Genomic DNA, 15,415 nt, shown 5'->3' on the forward strand with positions numbered 1-15,415 from the left:
ACGGGAAAGATGTCGAATGTCTAACTACATTCCATCTTTGTCCCAATTATGATAAAATGAAACCGTCCTTAGGTAAAAGGGCGGTTTCCGTCTGTAAAAAGAAAATTGAAAATTTTGTCGAAAATACAGGAGAAAAACAAATTTCAAAAAGGGATTGAAGGCTTCTTGAAGGAGTAGAATTCCTGTAAATGGGAATAATTTTCCAATTTTGTGTAAAAAAATTTGAATTGCCATACTTGAAAATAGAATTTTGGTGTAAACTAAAGGATAGACAAACTGTCGGATTTTGACCATTCATGTTGGAAAAATATACCTAGAGCCTCATTTAGTAATAAGGAAGGGCTTAGAAGGGAGTCGGAAATGGAAAAACTTAAAATTGCGGGTGGCTATCCGTTAAAGGGAACCGTTCGGATTAGCGGTGCGAAAAATAGTGCAGTCGCGTTAATTCCTGCAACAATTTTAGCGGAATCACCAGTGACAATTGAGGGATTGCCGGACATTTCAGACGTTGCGATCTTGAAGGATCTCCTTGAAGAAATCGGCGGAAAAGTCCAGCTCTCTGATAACGATATGACGGTCGACCCATCAACGATGATTTCCATGCCCCTGCCAAACGGGAAAGTAAAAAAGCTCCGTGCTTCTTATTACTTAATGGGTGCGATGCTCGGCCGGTTCAAAAAGGCAGTTATTGGCTTACCTGGCGGCTGTCATTTAGGTCCAAGACCGATTGATCAGCATATCAAAGGCTTCGAAGCGCTGGGGGCCCAAATCACTAATGAACAAGGTGCGATTTACCTGCGGGCGGACGAGCTCCGCGGCGCCCGTATTTATCTCGACGTGGTCAGCGTAGGAGCAACGATTAATATTATGCTGGCAGCGGTTCGGGCCAAAGGCCGGACGGTGATTGAAAATGCGGCGAAAGAACCTGAAATCATTGACGTCGCAACGCTGTTAACGAGTATGGGTGCAAAAATTAAAGGGGCAGGGACCGACGTCATCCGTATTGATGGGGTCGATTCACTCCATGGCTGCCGCCACACGATTATTCCAGACCGAATCGAGGCTGGTACCTATATGATTTTAGGAGCTGCCGTTGGTGAAGGCGTGTTAATCGACAATGTCATCCCGCAGCATTTAGAATCATTAATTGCTAAACTGCGCGAAATGGGTGTCCGTGTCGAGTCGGGCGATGATCAAGTGTTTGTCGATGGGTCAACGAAACTAAAGGCTGTCGACATCAAAACGCTCGTTTATCCGGGTTTTCCAACCGACCTGCAGCAACCGTTTACATCCCTTCTAACAAAAGCAGCGGGCTCAAGTGTCGTGACCGATACCATTTATGGTGCCCGTTTTAAACATATCGATGAACTAAGAAGAATGAATGCCAATATTAAAGTGGAAGGGCGCTCAGCGATTATTAACGGCCCTATTCAACTTCAAGGTGCCAAAGTAAAAGCAAGCGACCTCCGGGCTGGCGCAGCGCTGGTGATTGCTGGTTTAATTGCCGAAGGAATTACCGAAGTAACCGGCCTCGAGCACATTGACCGCGGCTACAGTGACCTCGTCGGAAAATTAAACGGACTCGGCGCGACCATTTGGCGCGAAGCATTAACACAAGAAGAAGTCGAGCAAATGAAAAACACATAGAAAAGCGAAAGCGCCCCGGTCAGCGGCGTATGGCCTGGAGCGCTTTGACTAAGATAAAGGAAACACGAAGAGCGTAGCGCATTCGTGCTTGACTTATCGAAGGGAAAAGAGCGAAGGACACTAGCCGCTGGGGCGCTGGAGCTAGACACATAGAAAAGCGGAAGCGCCTTGGTTTTGCGGCGTTGAGCTAGATAGAAAGCAAGGTTCGGGAGATAAACAATAGACATAGGGGAGAGGGAGACCGATGGAAAGAAGTTTAACGATGGAACTTGTCCGTGTCACAGAAGCTGCAGCACTAGCTTCAGCCCGTTGGATGGGACGCGGGAAAAAGGATGAAGCCGACGGTGCAGCTACTTCGGCTATGCGCGATGTGTTTGACACCGTGCCAATGAAGGGAACTGTTGTCATTGGTGAAGGGGAAATGGATGAGGCACCGATGCTTTATATTGGCGAAAAATTGGGGACAGGCTATGGTCCGCGTGTAGACGTGGCCGTTGACCCGCTTGAAGGCACCAATATTTTAGCATCAGGCGGCTGGAACGCTTTGGCTGTGCTTGCGATTGCCGACCATGGCAACCTTCTTCATGCTCCTGATATGTACATGGAAAAAATTGCGGTGGGTCCTGAAGCTGTTGGACATATTGATATCAATGCCTCTGTTTTAGACAACCTAAAGGCTGTCGCTAAAGCGAAGAATAAGGATATCGAGGATGTCGTGGCGACGGTCTTAAATCGTGAGCGCCATGCGCATATCATTGCCCAGCTTCGTGAAGCCGGAGCAAGAATCAAGTTGATTAATGACGGGGACGTGGCAGGTGCGATTAATACCGCATTTGATAACACCGGTGTTGATATTCTCTTTGGTTCCGGCGGAGCTCCTGAAGGTGTTCTGTCTGCCGTTGCCTTAAAATGTCTTGGCGGCGAAATCATCGGTAAACTATTGCCGCAAAATGATGCCGAGCTTGAGCGCTGCATCAAAATGGGACTCGATGTCAATCGTGTTCTACGGATGGAGGACCTTGTCAAAGGGGATGACGCCATTTTTGCTGCAACAGGGATTACCGACGGAGAATTGCTGCGCGGTGTCCAATTTAAAGGATCCTACGGTTCGACCCACTCAATCGTTATGCGTGCCAAATCAGGCACTGTTCGCTTTGTCGAAGGTCGTCACAGCTTAAAGAAAAAACCTCATTTAGTGATTAAATAGATACAGCAACAAACGGGTGCTGGTGTCAGGCACCGATATAAGACTAGGGTGTGCAGATTCGCACAGTCTAGTCTCTTAAATTAAAAAACTCCTATAACTCAGGTTAGGAATTTTGAACGAACTCCTTCTCAGAAAAAATTCCCAATGAATGAAAATAGAAAAATAAGTTGATTAATTTTTTGCATAGAGGGTAAAATAGTAATTGTTTTATGCATTATTTCTGCAATTCTATTCATTTCTTGTCTACTTCTATCACAAATCCTCAACTCTCTTAATTAATATCTGATTGAAAAAAATAAAAGTGTGGTGCACAAATGGACTTAACAATATCAAGTTTAGAAGGTATGAAGCTGAAGGAACTTTATGAGCTTGCTCGCGAATATAAAGTGACCTATTACAGCAAATTAACAAAAAAAGAATTAATTTTTGCCATCCTGAAATCCCGTGCGGAACAGCAGGGCTATTTTTTCATGGAAGGCGTCCTAGAAATCATCCAATCAGAAGGATTTGGATTCTTACGGCCAATTAATTACTCGCCAAGCTCAGAGGATATTTACATTTCTGCTTCGCAAATCCGCCGCTTCGACCTTCGTAATGGGGATAAAGTTTCCGGTAAGGTACGACCTCCAAAAGAGAATGAGCGTTATTATGGACTATTGCACGTCGAAGCAGTCAACGGTGAAGATCCGGAATCCGCGAAAGAACGGGTTTATTTTCCTGGCCTCACACCATTATATCCAAACAGAATGATGAATCTCGAGACCGAGCAAAAACATCTTTCAACGAGGATTATGGATGTTGTCGCACCGGTTGGTTTTGGGCAGCGCGGACTTATAGTCGCACCGCCAAAGGCTGGTAAAACGATGCTGTTAAAAGAAATTGCCAACAGCATCACCACGAACCATCCGGATGTAGAATTAATCATGCTGTTAATCGACGAACGTCCGGAAGAAGTGACCGACATCGAGCGTTCAGTTGCCGGTGACGTCGTTAGTTCGACATTTGATGAAGTACCTGAAAACCATATTAAAGTCGCAGAATTGGTTCTTGACCGTGCGATGCGTTTAGTCGAGCACAAACGCGATGTGGTCATCCTGATGGATAGTATTACCCGTCTGGCTCGTGCCTACAACCTTGTCATTCCGCCAAGCGGCCGGACACTTTCCGGTGGTATTGACCCTGCAGCCTTCCACCGTCCGAAGCGTTTCTTCGGGGCAGCTCGTAATATCGAAGAGGGCGGCAGTTTGACGATTCTTGCGACGGCTTTAGTCGATACCGGTTCGCGGATGGATGACGTCATTTATGAGGAATTTAAAGGGACAGGTAATATGGAGCTGCATCTGGATCGTCAGCTGGCAGAGCGCCGTATTTTCCCTGCGCTTGATATCCGTCGTTCGGGAACGCGTAAAGAAGAATTGCTGATTCCGAAAGACCATTTGGATAAATTATGGGCAATCAGAAAATCAATGTCAGATTCACCAGATTTTGCTGAGCGCTTCTTGAAAAAGTTAAGACAAACGAAGTCGAATGAAGAGTTCTTTGCCCAATTGGGAGAAGAGTTGAAATCAAGACGTTCCTAGTAAATTTGGTATCAGACAACCCTAGTTAAGGGACTTATAGGTTCATTATTTTAAAATAAAAACCAACAAATCCCAACTTGCCAAATGGGGATGCACTTGATATAATGACAACAGTGTGTTTTTAGTAATTAAGTGCTGTTTAGACAAGCGCTTCAATATAACTCTGTTTCGAATGATTCAGGGCGGAAGGAGATGAAAAGAATGAAAGCAGGAATTCATCCAAATTATAAAATGGTACAGGTGACTTGTGCATGCGGAAACTCTTTTGAAACTGGTTCAGTGAAGAAAGAAATTCGCGTTGAAACTTGTTCAGAATGTCATCCATTCTATACTGGTCGTCAAAAATTCGCTGAAGCTGGTGGACGTGTTGACCGTTTCAACAAAAAATACGGCATCAAAACTGAGCAACCACAACAATAATTGTAAAAAGTACAGGCAAGAAGCAATTTACTTGCCTGTTTTTTATTTAAATAAATTACTTTTTGAAATAGATTTTATGGATTTGCTAGGAAGGAGACGCCGTTTTTATGTATTTAATGAAGCAAAGCGGATGGGTTGAGGTTATCTGTGGCAGTATGTTTTCTGGAAAATCGGAGGAATTGATTCGCCGCGTGAGACGTGCTCAGTTCGCCAAACAAAAGATAGCTGTATTTAAGCCGAAAATTGATAATCGTTATCACGATCAATCGGTTGTTTCCCATAATGGATCTTCTTTTGATGCGAAGCCAATTGTTCATTCGATTGAGATTCTTCATCACGTTGAAGCGGATATCGATATTATTGCGATTGATGAGGTTCAGTTTTTTGATGAGGGGATTCTCCGGGTGGTTCAGCAACTGGCTGACAGCGGCCATCGCGTCGTTTGTGCGGGTCTGGATATGGATTTCCGCGGCGAGCCGTTTGGGCAGATGCCGGCGTTAATGGCGATTGCTGAATCAGTGACGAAGCTGCAGGCAGTTTGTTCAGTGTGTGGTTCGCCTTCGAGCCGGACGCAGCGTCTGATTGATGGACATCCAGCATCCTATCATGATCCCGTTATCTTAGTTGGTGCCTCAGAAGCGTACGAGCCTCGCTGCCGTCACCACCACGAAGTACCAAAAACGGCCGTCTACCGCTCCAAAATCGAACAAGAAGCAACGAACTAACGTCAGGGTGGGTTTAGTTTACATAACTAGTGCCTGACACCAATATGAAAACTGTCTGAGAAGAAGATTCTCGGGCAGTTTTTTTGTTTGTTTAGGAGATATTTGAGCGGTTGGCGGAATCGTTGGATAGTTTGGCGGAATCATTTATGGATATGGCGGAATTCCAGTGAGGTTTGGCGGAATAAATAACGAAGTTGGCGGAATTCTTTTCAGATTCGGCGGAATCATGCCCAGGAACTTGGAAAGATTTCACTCGTTCTGTTAAGTGGAGTCCGGGCATGATAGTAATGGGAGGTGTAAGATGCAAAAATTTGTGCTGTTTCTCTCATTAACGATGTTATTTTTAGTCGGCGGCTGTAATGGGAATCAGGGTGGGAATCATGGAAAAGAAGAGGCGTATGACTTACAGAGTGACAAGTCCAAACCGAATTATATTTCCAACCGCAACCGTGATAACGACGGCAATACGCCTGCGAATATGTCCAACCGGGGCAAAAACAAACAGCATATGGTTGAAGATGATATCACCAACCAAAATCCGAACTTCCTTGACCTAAAGCGGACGGGAAGCGGGTCGGAGGCTGGTGCCACCAATCAGGGCAATGATATTCAAAAGGCCAAACAAGTCATCGCAGATTCGGATGAGTTTACGGCAGATTCCATTTGGATTAATGGCGACCGGATGTGGGTCTCTGTTTATAAAAAGGGAATGCAATCTGAGCAGGGGAAAATTAATGCGGAAGCTAGGCTTCATCGCAAGCTGATTCAGGCGTTGCCTCGCTATAAAGTTGAGGTGCGTGTAAAAGAAGATCGTAGGTAGCATGCTCTGAATTTCAGGGCATGTTTTTTTAGTTATATGACGGGATGTCACTTTTTTATTGACGTATGACAGGGTGTCATATATAATATGTTTATGACATGATGTCACATACGTATAGGAGAGAAATAATGCCAAAACAAACCTATTTTCACTTGCCGAAAGATAAGCAGGACAAATTAATTGATGCTGCTAAAGGGGAATTTTCCAGAGTCCCTTTACATGAAGCATCCATAGCAAATATCATCAAAAGTGCGGGAATCCCAAGGGGGAGCTTTTATCAATATTTTGAGGATAAAGAGGATATATATTATTTCTTGTTAAATCAACTTGCTCAAAAAAATAATGAACGATTTATTGGTCTTCTTAAAGAAAAGAATGGGGATTTATTTGAGACGTTTATTGAGTCATTTCAATTTTTGATAACGTTCAATAGAAATCAAGAACACCAAAACTTTTTTAAACATGCTTTTTTAAATATGAATTATAAAGTGGAGAAAACATTCGCCGATCATGTTTATGAGCAAAATCAAAAAACTCAGTTTGTAAATACGATCAGCCTCATCAATAGAGAACATTTAAATATCGAAAGTGATCAAGAGCTATACCATATTTTAAAAATTATGGGTGCTGTAACCTTTCAAAATTTGATCCAAATGATTGTAAAGGAATGGACGGATGAAGAAGCGCTTAGGAATTATAGTGTGCAAATCGACCTGCTAAAAAGAGGATTTTATAAAGAAGAGTTTAAATAAAGGATAAGGGGATAGGTAAGATGGATTCAGCATTACAACAAAGAAAACCGCCATATTTAATGATTGCAATCTTATTTATAGGAGCAATGGTTTCTTTTCTCAATAACTCGCTATTAAATGTAGCACTGCCATCGATCATGGTTGATTTAAATATAAAAGATTATTCAACGGTTCAGTGGTTATCGACAGGCTATATGCTGGTCAGCGGGATATTAATTCCTGCATCAGCCTTTTTATTAACACGCTTTTCAAATCGCCATTTATTTATTACATCGATGGCGATTTTCACCTTAGGGACTGCAGTTGCGGCCTTTGCTCCAAGCTTTGGACTGTTACTCACCGGGCGAATGATTCAGGCAGCCGGTTCTTCGGTCATGGGACCTTTATTAATGAATATCATGTTAGTAAGTTTTCCACGTGAACAGCGTGGGACGGCGATGGGTATTTTTGGATTAGTTATGATCACAGCCCCAGCAATTGGCCCTACCTTATCAGGTTACATTGTAGAGTACTATGACTGGCGCGTACTTTTCGAAATGATTTTACCGTTAGCTGCAATTAGTTTATTATTAGCTGTTTGGAAACTTGAAAATGTAATGGAACAAAACAAAAGTGCAAAACTTGATTATTTTTCTGTTGTATTATCTAGTCTTGGATTTGGGGGATTGCTATACGGCTTTAGTTCAGCGAGTTCAGATGGTTGGACAGATGGAATCGTCTTAACAACGTTAATCGTGGGTGGTATTGCGCTCATTGCCTTCATTGTTCGTCAATTAAAAATGAAAGAACCATTATTGGATTTACGTGTTTACAAGTACCCAATGTTTGCGCTTGGATCGATTATTGCGATCGTGAACGCAGTTGCTATGTTCTCCGGTATGATTTTAACACCGGCTTATGTACAAAATGTCCGGGGGATTTCACCACTTGACTCTGGTTTAATGATGCTGCCTGGTGCGATTGTGATGGGGATTATGATGCCAATTACGGGTAAATTATTTGATAAGTTTGGTCCTCGTATTCTAGCGGTAGTCGGACTTGTGGTTACAGCGATTTCAACTTACATGCTAGCGAACTTACAAATCGATTCCAGTTATACCTATATTGTTCTTGTTTACACACTAAGGATGTTTGGTATGTCAATGGTGATGATGCCAATCATGACAAACGGGCTAAATCAATTACCAACACGCCTAAATCCACATGGTACAGCAATCAATAATACAGCGCAGCAAGTATCTGGTTCGATTGGTACCGCTATTCTTATTACGATCATGAATTCAGTAACAAAAACAGAAGCTACAAGCCTAATGGCCGGTGTCGATCCGACAACTCTGACAGAAGCTTCTACTGCACTATTAACCAAGCAAGCTTTATTAGCAGGTATTCAATATTCATTTTATGTCGCACTTGCCATTAATATTGTCGCACTCGTATTAGCCGTATTCGTTAAACGTGTGGATACAAGTGAAGAAGTGGTTAGACAGTTGGAACAGCAAGGGAACAAACAAATGAAGCCTGCAGCCATTCAATAAATAAATTTTGAGTGAAATGTTCTTTCAAGCTGGCTTATCGTGACGACGGTGAGCCAGCTCTTTTCTATTTTGATCGAAAAATCTCTTGCGAAAAAATATCCCACTAGAATTTGGTTTTGACGGTTGTTTTCACCTATACTATAATTAGAATGTTATGGACAAAAAATTGAGGTGAATAGGCCGTGTTTGATCGTCTTCAATCGGTGGAAGATCGTTATGATAAGTTGAATGAACTTTTAAGCGACCCACAAATTATTAATGATTCAAAAAAACTTCGTGAATATTCAAAAGAACAATCTGATATACAGGAAACTGTGCAAACTTATCGTGAATATAAAGAGGTACGCGCGCAGCTTCAGGATGCTAAGGCGATGCTTGATGAGAAGCTGGATGCGGATATGCGTGAAATGGTGAAGGAAGAAGTTAATGAGCTGGAAGCACAAATCGTGGAGTTAGAAGCGAAGATGAAGCTTCTCCTGATTCCGAAGGATCCGAATGATGACAAGAACGTTATCTTTGAAATCCGCGGGGCTGCAGGCGGGGATGAAGCAGCCTTGTTTGCTGGGAATTTGTATCGCATGTACAGCCGTTATGCGGAAGCGCAGGGCTGGAAGACGGACCTTATTGATGCGAATCCAACGGGTCTTGGTGGTTATAAGGAAATTAGCTTTATGATCAACGGCCAGGGTGCCTATTCGAAATTGAAGTATGAGAACGGGGCACACCGTGTGCAGCGTGTTCCAGAAACGGAATCAAGTGGCCGGATTCATACGTCGACAGCGACGGTTGTTTGTTTGCCAGAAGCGGAAGAATTAGAAGTGGACATCAACGATAAAGATATCCGTTTTGATGCGTTTGCATCGAGTGGCGCCGGTGGACAGTCAGTTAACACAACGATGTCTGCGGTTCGGTTAACGCATATTCCAACTGGGATTGTCGTTTCGATTCAGGATGAGAAATCGCAGCATAAGAATAAAGATAAAGCGATGAAGGTATTACGAGCGCGGATTTATGATAAGTATCAGCAGGAAGCACAGGCGGAGTATGACTCTGTTCGGAAATCAGCGGTTGGTACGGGTGACCGTTCGGAGCGGATTCGGACCTACAACTTCCCGCAAAACCGGGTGACGGATCACCGCATCGGTTTAACGATTCAAAAGCTCGATCAAATTTTAGAAGGTAAGCTCGATGATGTCATCGATGCGCTGATTATGGATGACCAAGCGCGCAGGCTGGAAAGTGCCTCTAATGAGTAAAAAAGTCTATGAAGCTCTTCAATGGGCTTCTTCTTTTTTAGTTTCTGCCAGTCGTGATGAGAATGCGGGCGAGCTGTTGCTCCGCCATTTCACAGGGATGTCGCGGGCGCAGTTGTTTGCGAATGTGCGGGATGAGTTGGCGCCGGGTGTGTGGGCCGAGTTTGAAAAAGCAGTGTTTGAACATGTGAAGGGTACGCCGGTGCAGTATATTATCGGGTCCGAGGAGTTTTATGGACGGCCGTTTATCGTCAATGAAGAGGTGCTAATCCCGAGACCGGAAACGGAAGAACTCGTCTACGGCGCACTCCAACGGATCAAGCAGCTTTTTGGCGGTAAGCAGGTTATCCGGTTGGCAGATATCGGGACAGGAAGCGGCGCCATCGCCATTACCATGAAGCTCGAAGAAACCGAACTGCGGGTGGTGTCAGGCACCGAAAGTAACTCAGGGCAAGTAGAAATGGTGTCAGGCACCGAAAGCACTGCCGGGCTAGTGTTAATGGTGTCAGGCACTGATATTGCGGAGACGTCACTCTCTGTGGCGCGGGAGAATGCGTTGCGGCTTGGGGCGGATGTGGAGTTTGTTCAGGGCGATTTACTGGGTCCGTTTATTGAGAGCGGGGCCAGGTTTGATGTGATCCTCTCAAATCCGCCGTATATTCCGCTTGGTGACATGATAACGATGTCGGAGGTTGTGACGGAGCATGAGCCGCACCGGGCCTTGTTTGCAGGGACGGATGGCTTGGATTTTTACCGCCGCTTTATGATTGAGCTGCCGCAGGTGCTGGAGCAGCAAGCGTTGGTTGGTTTCGAAATTGGAGCGGGCCAGGGCGAAGCGGTAGCGGAGCTTTTGCAAAAAGCTTTTGAGGATGCAAAGGTAGAGGTAGTAAATGATTTGAATGGCAAGGATCGCATGGTGTTTGCAGAAATCGGCTTCGGGGCTTAAAGTCCCGGGGCTTTTTTAGGAAGGGAAACTTCTGGAGGAATTCTCATTGCTTTATGGAAAATATCAAAATTTAATAGTTTAAGATTCTGGCATTTTGTCCAAAATGAAGATATCGAAGGGACGGTGCTAGAATGAGAAGTAAAATAGTGGTTTGGAGTTATCTAATCGTGTTGTCTTTAGGGACAATGTTGAGTTTATATATGCCGAAGACGGAAGCAGCTGCGAAGGAATCGATTGTGATTCCGGGTGAAGCGATTCGGCTCAGGATTCTTGCAAATAGTGATTTTGAAGAGGACCAGGCCATTAAGCGGAAGGTGCGCGATGCGGTGAACGCGCAGATTACACTGTGGGTGCAGGATTTAACGTCGATGGAAAAAGCAAGAACGGTCATCAAGGCGAAGCTTCCTGAGATTCAAGCGATTTCGGAACAGGTGGTCCGGGAGCAAGGGTCCAATCAATCGGTGAACGTCAAGTTTGGCAAGGTTCAGTTTCCGACGAAATTATATGGTCAATTTTTATATCCTGCTGGTGAGTATCAAGCGATATTGATTACGCTCGGGAGCGGGGAAGGCGCGAACTGGTGGTGTGTGCTTTATCCGCCCTTATGCTTCCTTGATTTTTCAAATGGCGTCGCGGTGAGTGATGGCTTTGAGGAGGAGAAAAAGGCTCATGCAAAAGCTGGCAGTCCTGATAAGCGAGTTGAAAAAGTAAAAAAGGAAGCAAGCTCTAGTGAGAAACCGAAAAAGATTACGACTGAAAAAGTGGAAGTAAGTTCGAGTGAAACAAAAGAGGTTGAGAAAGAGGAAACAAGTACGGGTGGATCGAAAGAAGTTAAGGTGGTAACAGAGGAACCGAAGGCAGTTGTGGTAAAGGCTAAAAAAGCGGCAACTGATGCCGAAGTAGAGATGAAGAAACCGGAGCGGCTGATTGAAAAAAATGCGCCCGTGTTCAATGAAATCGTGATTGAAGATGCGGAAGAGACGGTAAAGGTAGCTGAAAAGGCAGCGCCTGTGTATGCCTCAGAAGATGAGAAGCCGGTTGAAGTGAAGTTTTTCGTCGTAGAGATGTGGGAAAAGATGTTTAATTAGACCAGTTCCAACCAGGGGCTGGTTTTTTCACGTGATAAACGGCGATTGTTTGCTTTATGAAATTTTACTAGATTCCTGCAATCTAGCAGTTCTATTTTTTCTATCTCATCCATATTCATAGAGTAGAATCTTAAAAAAGAGGTGGATGGGATGCAGGCATTAATACGTAGAGCAACTAAACAAGATTTGGACGGTTTACGAGAGTTTTTATCTAGAGCCAAACTTGGGACGGATGGACTGACAGAAGAAACGATTGATTATTTTTTGTTGCTTGAAAATGAGCATGGCACAATAAAGGGTTCGCTTGGGATGGAGGCCTTCACTGAATTTGGCCTCTTGCGTTCGCTCGTGGTTTCACCTGGACAAGCGGAAAAGGAAATCTTCATTCTTTTTGATCAAATGATGCAATTAGCAAAAGAAAAAGGGATAAAAGGTTTGTTTTTGGCAACGAATAAGAGCGTAGCCTTGCCGTTTTTTGAAATAATGGGCTTCCAGAGAATTGATCGGGCGGAAATACCCGGTGAATTTTATCAATCTGAACACATTCGACACGTTTTAAATGTGGATAACTCTTTATTTTTAAAATTTTCACTATAATTGTGGATATATCCACAAAGTTATCCACTTTTTAAGGAAAGTTGTACACAATTTGTGGATAACACTTGTTTTTATACCCACCTTCTTTTATACTTTCAAACGTATTGAGTTAAAAATATGAGTCTAAGTGACTAAATTCGCCAAATTTCGCTAAAAGACTCATTTGTGATAAAGGTGGATAACTATGAACACAAAAGTTTGGAAAGTGGATAAGTATGTGGATAATCTTGAAAATAATCCACAAGTTGTGGATGCAGCTAATTTTTTACGGGATAATGAAGTGGTTGCCCTCCCCACTGAGACGGTTTATGGTCTTGGAGGCAACGCTACAAGCGATGTGGCGGTAGCAAAGATTTTTGTAGCCAAAGGCAGGCCGAGTGATAATCCACTAATTATCCACATTGCGGAAAAAAAACAGTTGAGCACATTTGTGGCAGAGGTTCCCGACAAGGCTGAAGTTTTAATGGAGGCGTTTTGGCCGGGCCCGCTGACGATTATTTTTAAAAAGAAAGAAGGCGTGCTAGCGGAGTCGGCCACGGCTGGGCTGGAGACGGTCGCAGTGAGGATGCCGGACCACCCGGTCGCACTGGCATTGTTGAAAAGCTGTGGACTGCCGATTGCCGCCCCGAGTGCCAACAGCTCAGGCAAGCCGAGTCCAACCAATGCCCAGCATGTCTTGGACGATTTAAATGGAAGAATTGCCGGCGTGATTGACGGAGGCGCGACAGGGATTGGCGTTGAATCAACAGTCATCGATTGCACGGAAGCCATTCCAGTGATCCTCCGACCAGGCGGGGTAACAAAGGAGCAGCTCGAGGGCGTAATCGGAGAAGTTCGTGTCGATGCCGCATTAACCGATGAGGCGGCCCGGCCAAAAGCCCCGGGCATGAAATACCAACACTATGCCCCGAATGCACCGTTATTTATGGTGTCAGGCACCACGCAATTTCTCCAGAGTTTAGTAGAAGAAAAGCGAATGGAGGGTTTGCGGGTCGGGGTGCTGACAACGGAAGAGCAGGTTGATGTATTGGAGGCAGATGTGGTGCTTGCCTGCGGGAAGCGGGCGGAACTGGAAACGGTCGCCACGGCGCTTTATGATACGCTGCGAAAATTTAATTTGGAACAGGTTGATATCATTTTCAGTGAGGTATTTCCGAACGAAGGTGTCGGAAATGCAATTATGAACCGCCTGCAAAAGGCGGCTGGAAATAAGTTGATTGCTGAATAACACCAGGTTCTCCGCCAAGGGGACCTGGTGTTTTTTTGGTGTCAGGCACCAACTTGGTAGGGACGAAAATATCGGTGTTTGGCATCAACTTGGCGGGGGCGAAATTATTGGTGTCAGGCACCAAATTTGAAGTTGTGGTTAAACCCGAATTATTGTGGTGTCAGGCACTATTATGTAACAAATTTTGGAAACTCCTAGACGATTTGCGCGCTATAATAGACGTAAGTAATCAAATTTTCAGTTCCCCAACCAGACTTCTAATTTTATTAGGACTTGCATATGCTAGGGTAGTTAGTCCAAGGAGGCGGGGGCAGCATGTCTGAAATGGTTGGCGAAATAGTTACTCTAATATTAATGGCGTTTGCACTAGGGATGGATGCATTTTCAGTCGGACTTGGCATGGGAATGTACAAACTTCGGCTTCGGAAAATTTTTAATATTGGCATCACGATTGGCTTATTCCACGTATGGATGCCGCTGCTTGGCTTAGTTGCGGGAAAATTTTTATCTGAGAAGTTTGGTACCTTTGCGACCTTTATTGGTGGCTTTCTGCTGGTTCTGCTGGGGGTGCAAATGGTGTGGTCGACCCTGAAAAAGGGTGAGGAGAAAGTCATTTCTCCGATTGGTTTCGGCTTGCTGCTGTTTGCCTTGAGCGTAAGTCTTGATAGTTTTTCCGTGGGACTTACCTTAGGGATATACGGGGCCAAGACAATTATGGTTATTTTGTGCTTTGGAATCATGGCAACCGTGCAAACCTGGGCTGGACTGCTGCTTGGCCGCAAGATGCAGGGCTGGGTCGGGTCTTACAGCGAGGCTATTGGCGGTGCAATTTTACTAGCCTTCGGCTTAAAACTGCTTGTCCCCTTCTGGTAACAGGCGGATAGGCTAACCCTTTCGAATCCCAAACTTAAATATGATAAAATAAATTACATAAGATCTTGAGTAAGGAGGCAAACACATTGCAGCGCATTTTATTTGTATGTACAGGAAATACATGTAGGAGTCCTATGGCCGAAGCAATTTTGAAAAATAAACAAATTGACAGGGTCGAGGTGCGGTCAGCAGGAATCTATGCTGCGAACGGCAGTGAGGCTTCCACTCATGCGAAAAAGGTGTTGGAGGACAATGGGATTGCACACAATCACCGCTCCAGCTTGTTAACCCGTGCCGAGGTCGAATGGGCCGACGTCATCCTCACGATGACATTCTCACATAAGATGGCCATTCTGCAGCAATACCCGCAGATGGGGCAAAAAGTATTTACTTTAAAGGAATACAGCGATGAAGGCTCAGGTTCAGATGTGGTCGACCCTTACGGTGGAAGCCTAGCAATGTACGAAGAAACTTTTCGTGAACTAAATGGATTAATTGACAAAGCGATTGGAAAACTAAAGTAACTCAGGCTCTCTTTTTTGAAAAGAGGGCTTTTATTTTTATATAGGGTTCCGTTTTGAGATATCTTGTCCTTAGTCGAGTAACCAGTAAATGTAAAATAAGCGGAGATTTTCCGGTAAAATGCAAAATGGTGCTTGTTTCGGGGTATATAAGCGGAGGTTTTCCGGCTATGCAAAGAAAAATCTTCCCTTTTCGAATTTTTCGAGTAAATAGGCGGAATCT

General features: G+C 44.3%; 15 protein-coding genes. All 15 read left to right on the plus strand.

All coding sequences use genetic code 11. The features are described 5' to 3' along the window. The first annotated feature begins 360 nt into the window (after positions 1 to 360). Entirely contained in the window at positions 361 to 1,647 is a 1,287-nt protein-coding gene (murA, locus tag BDR01S_RS18075; RefSeq protein ID WP_066248702.1) for a UDP-N-acetylglucosamine 1-carboxyvinyltransferase, read from the plus strand. A gap of 244 nt (positions 1,648 to 1,891) precedes the next feature. After that, complete coding sequence (gene glpX, locus BDR01S_RS18080; RefSeq protein ID WP_066248699.1) at positions 1,892 to 2,854, plus strand: class II fructose-bisphosphatase; 963 nt, start codon at positions 1,892 to 1,894, stop codon at positions 2,852 to 2,854. Between the two features lie 314 nt (positions 2,855 to 3,168). Further along, complete coding sequence (gene rho / locus BDR01S_RS18085; protein WP_066248698.1) at positions 3,169 to 4,434, plus strand: transcription termination factor Rho; 1,266 nt, start codon at positions 3,169 to 3,171, stop codon at positions 4,432 to 4,434. A gap of 201 nt (positions 4,435 to 4,635) precedes the next feature. Next, on the plus strand, positions 4,636 to 4,854 hold the full coding sequence (rpmE, locus tag BDR01S_RS18090; RefSeq protein ID WP_066248695.1) for a 50S ribosomal protein L31: 219 nt from the start codon (positions 4,636 to 4,638) through the stop codon (positions 4,852 to 4,854). 107 nt (positions 4,855 to 4,961) lie between these two features. Continuing rightward, positions 4,962 to 5,579, plus strand: coding sequence for a thymidine kinase (locus BDR01S_RS18095; RefSeq protein WP_066248692.1), 618 nt, complete (start codon positions 4,962 to 4,964; stop codon positions 5,577 to 5,579). Positions 5,580 to 5,880: 301 nt separating this feature from the next. Then, the gene (locus BDR01S_RS18100; protein WP_066248689.1) at positions 5,881 to 6,399 is read left to right on the plus strand and encodes a hypothetical protein; all 519 of its coding nucleotides are present in this window, start codon (positions 5,881 to 5,883) and stop codon (positions 6,397 to 6,399) included. A 128-nt stretch (positions 6,400 to 6,527) separates the two neighbouring features. Beyond that, a complete protein-coding gene (locus BDR01S_RS18105; RefSeq protein WP_066248687.1) occupies positions 6,528 to 7,151 on the plus strand; it encodes a TetR/AcrR family transcriptional regulator in 624 nt (207 codons plus the stop codon). A 20-nt stretch (positions 7,152 to 7,171) separates the two neighbouring features. After that, positions 7,172 to 8,686, plus strand: coding sequence for a DHA2 family efflux MFS transporter permease subunit (locus BDR01S_RS18110; protein WP_066248682.1), 1,515 nt, complete (start codon positions 7,172 to 7,174; stop codon positions 8,684 to 8,686). A gap of 182 nt (positions 8,687 to 8,868) precedes the next feature. Beyond that, a complete protein-coding gene (prfA, locus tag BDR01S_RS18115; protein ID WP_066248680.1) occupies positions 8,869 to 9,942 on the plus strand; it encodes a peptide chain release factor 1 in 1,074 nt (357 codons plus the stop codon). After that, entirely contained in the window at positions 9,902 to 10,885 is a 984-nt protein-coding gene (prmC, locus tag BDR01S_RS18120; protein WP_439951487.1) for a peptide chain release factor N(5)-glutamine methyltransferase, read from the plus strand. Before prfA ends, prmC begins: the two co-directional genes overlap by 41 nt. A 131-nt stretch (positions 10,886 to 11,016) precedes the next feature. Continuing rightward, a complete protein-coding gene (gene spoIIR, locus BDR01S_RS18125; protein ID WP_066248675.1) occupies positions 11,017 to 11,973 on the plus strand; it encodes a stage II sporulation protein R in 957 nt (318 codons plus the stop codon). A gap of 150 nt (positions 11,974 to 12,123) precedes the next feature. After that, positions 12,124 to 12,570 (plus strand): GNAT family N-acetyltransferase, encoded by a 447-nt coding sequence (locus BDR01S_RS18130; protein WP_066248672.1) that lies wholly within the window; start codon positions 12,124 to 12,126, stop codon positions 12,568 to 12,570. A 184-nt stretch (positions 12,571 to 12,754) separates the two neighbouring features. After that, the gene (locus BDR01S_RS18135) at positions 12,755 to 13,798 is read left to right on the plus strand and encodes an L-threonylcarbamoyladenylate synthase (RefSeq protein WP_066248667.1); all 1,044 of its coding nucleotides are present in this window, start codon (positions 12,755 to 12,757) and stop codon (positions 13,796 to 13,798) included. 315 nt (positions 13,799 to 14,113) lie between these two features. Continuing rightward, positions 14,114 to 14,671: a manganese efflux pump MntP gene (locus BDR01S_RS18145; protein WP_066248661.1), complete on the plus strand. Its 558-nt coding sequence runs from the start codon at positions 14,114 to 14,116 to the stop codon at positions 14,669 to 14,671. An 86-nt stretch (positions 14,672 to 14,757) separates the two neighbouring features. Next, entirely contained in the window at positions 14,758 to 15,195 is a 438-nt protein-coding gene (locus BDR01S_RS18150) for a low molecular weight protein arginine phosphatase (RefSeq protein WP_066248658.1), read from the plus strand. Positions 15,196 to 15,415: the final 220 nt, after the last annotated feature.

This window comes from Neobacillus drentensis NBRC 102427, from assembly GCF_001591445.1.
GTDB classification, from domain to species: Bacteria; Bacillota; Bacilli; order Bacillales; family Cytobacillaceae; genus Neobacillus; species Neobacillus drentensis.

What these genes read in the sequence shown, in the direction of transcription:
- murA (WP_066248702.1), top strand. Translation starts at nt 361, where the DNA reads ATGGAAAAACTTAAAATTGCGGGTGGCTATCCGTTAAAGGGAACCGTT.
- glpX (WP_066248699.1), top strand. Translation starts at nt 1,892, where the DNA reads ATGGAAAGAAGTTTAACGATGGAACTTGTCCGTGTCACAGAAGCTGCA.
- rho (WP_066248698.1), top strand. Translation starts at nt 3,169, where the DNA reads ATGGACTTAACAATATCAAGTTTAGAAGGTATGAAGCTGAAGGAACTT.
- rpmE (WP_066248695.1), top strand. Translation starts at nt 4,636, where the DNA reads ATGAAAGCAGGAATTCATCCAAATTATAAAATGGTACAGGTGACTTGT.
- BDR01S_RS18095 (WP_066248692.1), top strand. Translation starts at nt 4,962, where the DNA reads ATGTATTTAATGAAGCAAAGCGGATGGGTTGAGGTTATCTGTGGCAGT.
- BDR01S_RS18100 (WP_066248689.1), top strand. Translation starts at nt 5,881, where the DNA reads ATGCAAAAATTTGTGCTGTTTCTCTCATTAACGATGTTATTTTTAGTC.
- BDR01S_RS18105 (WP_066248687.1), top strand. Translation starts at nt 6,528, where the DNA reads ATGCCAAAACAAACCTATTTTCACTTGCCGAAAGATAAGCAGGACAAA.
- BDR01S_RS18110 (WP_066248682.1), top strand. Translation starts at nt 7,172, where the DNA reads ATGGATTCAGCATTACAACAAAGAAAACCGCCATATTTAATGATTGCA.
- prmC (WP_439951487.1), top strand. Translation starts at nt 9,902, where the DNA reads ATGACCAAGCGCGCAGGCTGGAAAGTGCCTCTAATGAGTAAAAAAGTC.
- spoIIR (WP_066248675.1), top strand. Translation starts at nt 11,017, where the DNA reads ATGAGAAGTAAAATAGTGGTTTGGAGTTATCTAATCGTGTTGTCTTTA.
- BDR01S_RS18130 (WP_066248672.1), top strand. Translation starts at nt 12,124, where the DNA reads ATGCAGGCATTAATACGTAGAGCAACTAAACAAGATTTGGACGGTTTA.
- BDR01S_RS18135 (WP_066248667.1), top strand. Translation starts at nt 12,755, where the DNA reads ATGAACACAAAAGTTTGGAAAGTGGATAAGTATGTGGATAATCTTGAA.
- BDR01S_RS18145 (WP_066248661.1), top strand. Translation starts at nt 14,114, where the DNA reads ATGTCTGAAATGGTTGGCGAAATAGTTACTCTAATATTAATGGCGTTT.